The organism is Pseudomonas sp. HMWF006 (assembly GCF_003061205.1).
Taxonomy (GTDB): domain Bacteria; phylum Pseudomonadota; class Gammaproteobacteria; order Pseudomonadales; family Pseudomonadaceae; genus Aquipseudomonas; species Aquipseudomonas monsensis.
In genome coordinates, this window is sequence record NZ_QAIU01000471.1 from 2898 (window position 1) to 7234 (window position 4337).

The 4337-nt window shown below is 59.9% G+C and carries 4 protein-coding genes and 1 pseudogene; all 5 read right to left on the reverse strand.

Going from position 1 to position 4337, the window contains the following annotated elements:
• Positions 1 to 710 (reverse strand): annotated as a pseudogene (gene speE, locus DBR24_RS20575) (polyamine aminopropyltransferase); the annotation flags it as partial.
• A 237-nt stretch (positions 711 to 947) separates the two neighbouring features.
• The gene (locus tag DBR24_RS20585; RefSeq protein ID WP_003223221.1) at positions 948 to 1139 is read right to left on the reverse strand and encodes a PLDc N-terminal domain-containing protein; all 192 of its coding nucleotides are present in this window, start codon (positions 1137 to 1139) and stop codon (positions 948 to 950) included.
• A gap of 71 nt (positions 1140 to 1210) precedes the next feature.
• Positions 1211 to 1741: a hypothetical protein gene (locus tag DBR24_RS20590; RefSeq protein ID WP_123467366.1), complete on the reverse strand. Its 531-nt coding sequence runs from the start codon at positions 1739 to 1741 to the stop codon at positions 1211 to 1213.
• A 195-nt stretch (positions 1742 to 1936) separates the two neighbouring features.
• Positions 1937 to 2455, reverse strand: a complete 519-nt coding sequence (locus DBR24_RS20595; protein WP_123467368.1) for an ankyrin repeat domain-containing protein — start codon at positions 2453 to 2455, stop codon at positions 1937 to 1939.
• A 96-nt stretch (positions 2456 to 2551) separates the two neighbouring features.
• Positions 2552 to 4337: long-chain-acyl-CoA synthetase (locus DBR24_RS20600; RefSeq protein WP_371921334.1), on the reverse strand; the 1786-nt coding region annotated here is incomplete at its 5' end.

Below are 4337 nucleotides of genomic sequence, written 5' to 3' on the forward strand. Positions count from 1 at the left end.
CAGGCGAAGGTCATTGAACCGCCGATGTAGGTCGGCACGGCGGCCTGATAGAAATGCCAGTCCGGAAACAGGCTGCGCAGGCGACCGGCGGTGGTTTTCACTTCGTCGATCTGCATGAACGGCGTGCCGTTCTGGGTCACCAGGATGCCGCCCTCGTTCAGGCAACGGTGGCAGGCCTGGTAGAAATTCTCCGAGAACAGCACTTCGCCCGGACCAATCGGGTCGGTGGAGTCCGAGATAATCACGTCGAATTTTTCCGTGGTGGTGGCGACGAAACGCATACCGTCGTCGATCACCAGGTTCAGCCGTGGATCGTCGTAAGCGCCTTTGGAGTGGTCCGGCAGGAACGTTTTGCACATGTCGACCACGGTGCCGTCGATCTCGACCATGGTGATGTGCTCGACGCTGGCATGTCGGGTCACTTCGCGCAACATGCCGCCGTCGCCGCCGCCGATGATCAGCACGCGCCTGGCGGTGCCGTGGGCGAGGATCGGCACGTGGGTGAGCATTTCGTGGTAGATGAATTCGTCGGCTTCGGTGGTCTGGATCACGCCGTCCAGCGCCATCACCCGGCCCATGCGCGGGTTCTGGAAAATCACCAGGTGCTGATGTTCGGTGCGCACTTCGTGCAGGAGTTTTTCCATGCGAAAACGCTGGCCATAACCTTCATAGAGGGTTTCCAGGTATTCGCTGGTCTTGGTGACGGTCATGGTCAGGTGCTCCGAGGAATGCGCAGGCGCCCATCATGCTGATGATTGCCCGGGAAAGGCGCGCATTTTACGTTGCCAAAGATGACAGGTCGAACCTCGGCTCACCGGCAATCTGCATAACCTTATGGGAGCAGGCTGGCCAGCGATGCAGTCAACACGGTCTCTGCGTGACACCGCTGCGATGCTATCGCTGGCCAGCCTGCTCCCACAGGTTATGGGGTGATTTCAACGTTGTGGCTAGATCCGCACGTTGCCTCGCGGCCCGGCAATGGCCCAGATGATCAGGCCCAGCACCGGCAGGAGGATGATCAGCAGGACCCAGAGGATTTTCATCCCGGTCTCGGCGCCGCTTTTCAGCACGTTGATGATGGCCCAGATGTCGAGGGCAAGAATGATCAGGCCGATCAGACCGTTGAACGTGGAACCCATGGTGTCGCTCCAGAATAGTGGCATGCACTTTTAGGATAGACGGTCGCGCGCAGGGTTCCCTTTTATTGCGTTCAGACGTGAATGGCGACTTTCAAGGCTTCCAGTGACGGCGCGGCAGCAATGCCGACCTCGGCACACAACTCCAGTACCCGAGGCACGTCGTTGCCGTAGACCAGCACCACTTGCAGCTCGTCGTCGAGCAACTGGCTGAAGTTCATCAGCGTGTACCCGCCGTTCTCCTTGTTCAGGCTGCTCATCTGCACCTGGATGCGATTGAGTGCGGTCAACGCTTCAGTCTTGGCCAGTTGCTTGGGCTTGAGGTTGAAGTCCACGCCCGGGCCGAACGACGCGACAATCTGCGCGAACAGGTCGACATAGGTGTCGGCCTGGAACAGCACGGTCTCCGGCAGGCTGCCGACCACTACCCACTCGCCTAGTGGAATCGGGAAGGTGTCGTCGTAGTTGATGTCCGGGTTGGCGGCCAGAAAAGCGTCGGCATCGGCGTAGGCCTGAGCGGCTTCGTCGGCGACGTTCAGGATCTCGTCCTCGCCCATGCAGCCGGAGCTGATTTTGCTGATGAGTTCGACGAGCGCGGCTTTCATGGAGGCGGATCCTGTGGAAGGAGAAATTTGAGGGCGCGAAGGATAGCGCATTCTTTAGCGCACCCGACACCTGTGGCGAAGGAGCTTGCTCTCACTGGGGTGCAGAGCAGCCGAAAAACAGTGGGCTCACCCTGTTTGCCAGCGCTGCGCACTGGAGCGGGAGCAAGCGCCCTCGCCACAGAGTTTCGACTGTCCTTAGGCCAGCAGTTTTTCCAGCTGCGCCGTGGTGTCGACCGCGCCCATGGTCCGGGCGGCATCCAGGGCGGTGATGCCATTGGCATCCTTGGCTTTCGGATCGGCGCCTTTGCCGATCAGGTAATCAACGATTTCAACACGGTTGAACATCGCGGCCATCATCAGCGCAGTCCGGCCATCAAAGGACGAACCTTCAATCTCGGCACCCGCCTCGACCAACGCCTTGACCACCGCCAGATCGCCCTTGAACGCCGCACCGGCAATCGGGCTCTGGCCGTTGCCATTGCGCAGTTCCGGATCGGCCTTGTGTTTCAGCAGCACCTGCACCGCCTCGATATGGCCGTAGTAACTGGCCAGCATCAGCAAGGTGTCGCCCTTGCTGTTTTTCAGGTTCACCGGCAAACCCGCGCCGATCAGTCGATCAAGCATCAGCGCGTCACCTTCGCGCGCCTTGTTGAAAACCTGCTCGGTAAATTCGGCAGCTTCTTCTGGGGTCATCTGGCGGCTTTGGTCAGACATGGGCAACTCCACTTTCGGTCAATCAGAAAGGCGACAGTTTCCCGAGCGTGACGAAGCCTGTCACCCCCTTTTTCTCAAGATTACCTATAGCCAGAATCAATAGCGGTATTTGCCCTGATGAATTCCAGCCAACACTTCATCGGTGACCTGCACATAGGTATCGGTGCCGGGCAACCAGGCAAAAACCGGATCATCGCCCGTCTGGCCGGGATCGAAGCCTTCATTTTTCAGGCGGGTTTTCTGGTACTTGAACGTGCCGGTGGTTTCCATTTTCACCTTCACCCGCAGGAACAACGGTACCGCGTAGGCCGGCATGCGCTGGCGGGCAAACGTCAGCAACTCGGCGAAATCCAGGGTGGCGAGGGATTCTGCCGGGGTAATCGCAGCCATGCCGGCGCGGCCGTTGGTGTTGCGGATTTCCACGCCATAGGCCACGGCCTCGGAAATGTGCGGATGTTGCAGCAGCAGGTTTTCCACTTCGGTGGTCGAGACGTTTTCACCTTTCCAGCGATAGGTGTCGCCCAGACGATCGACAAACTGTGCATGACCAAAACCGATATTGCGCAACAGATCGCCGGTGTTGAAAAAACGATCACCCTTGCTGAAGACATCGTGCAGCACAACCCTGGCGGTCTTCTGCGGATCGGTGTAGCCATCCAGTGGCGCTTTTTCGTCGATGCGCGCCAACAGCAGGCCCTGCTCGCCCTTGCCGACCTTGCGCATGAAACCGTCGTCGCTGCGCAGCGGCTCGCCGCTGTCATGATCGTAGGCTACCAACTCCCAGGCCATCAGCGAGAAGCCGATGGTGTTGTCGAAGTTGAGGATGTTGGTGAAGCCGATATTGCCATCGCTCGCGGCGTACAGCTCGCAGATATGCTCAACGGCGAAACGTGTCTTGAACTCGGCCCACGCCCCTGGGCGCAAGCCGTTACCGATCATCTTGCGCACGTCGTGGCGACTGTCATCGTCGCTGGGCGGTTGGTCGACCAGATAACGGCACAACTCGCCGACGTAGCCAAGGGTGGTAGCCCGATAACGGCGCACATCGTTCCAGAACTGGCTGGCGCTGAATTTGCGCCGGATCGCGAAGCCCGAAGCGCCATTGATTGCCGAGCCCCAGCACACGCAGAGGCCGGTGGCGTGGTACAGCGGCAGTGTGCAATACACCACGTCGTCGGGCTGCATGTTGAGCGCGATCATGCCGAAACTGGCCGAACTGCGCATCCAGCGCCCGTGTTTGAACACTCCGGCCTTGGGCAAACCGGTGGTGCCGGAGGTGTAGATATAAAAACACGGGTCGTCGTAGAACACTTGCTGGCTGCTCGGCGGATTGACGCTGGAGGCGTCAGCACTGGCGCTGATCAGATTGACGTACCCTTCGGGCGCAATACCCGGATGGCTGTAGGTGTCCTGATCCGCGACAAACCAGGTGCGTTGCGCGGCGATTGATACCTGTGCGCGTATGGCGGCGAACGCCGGCAGCAACTCCTCGCCGACAACAATCGCCACCGGCGTCACCAGATTCACACTATGAATCAGCGTGTCGCGGGTTTGCGAGGTATTGAGCAACGCGCTGACGGCACCGACCTTGGCCAGGGCAAGAATGGTCACCAGCAATTCCGGGCGGTTGTCGATGAACACTGCCACCACGTCGCCCTTGCCAATGCCCTGCCCGCTCAGATAATCGGCGATGCGGTTGGCCCACTGGTTGACCTGGGTGTAGGTCAGCAGCACGTCGCCCTGCATTAACGCCGGGCCTTCGGGATTGCGCAGGGTCGCTTGTTCGAACGTCCAGCCCAGGCCACAGCTTTGGGTCGGGTCCGTGACGTTGGCCGCCTTCATGCCCTTGACCACCCGCGGGATGGCCTTGGCGATCATTGGC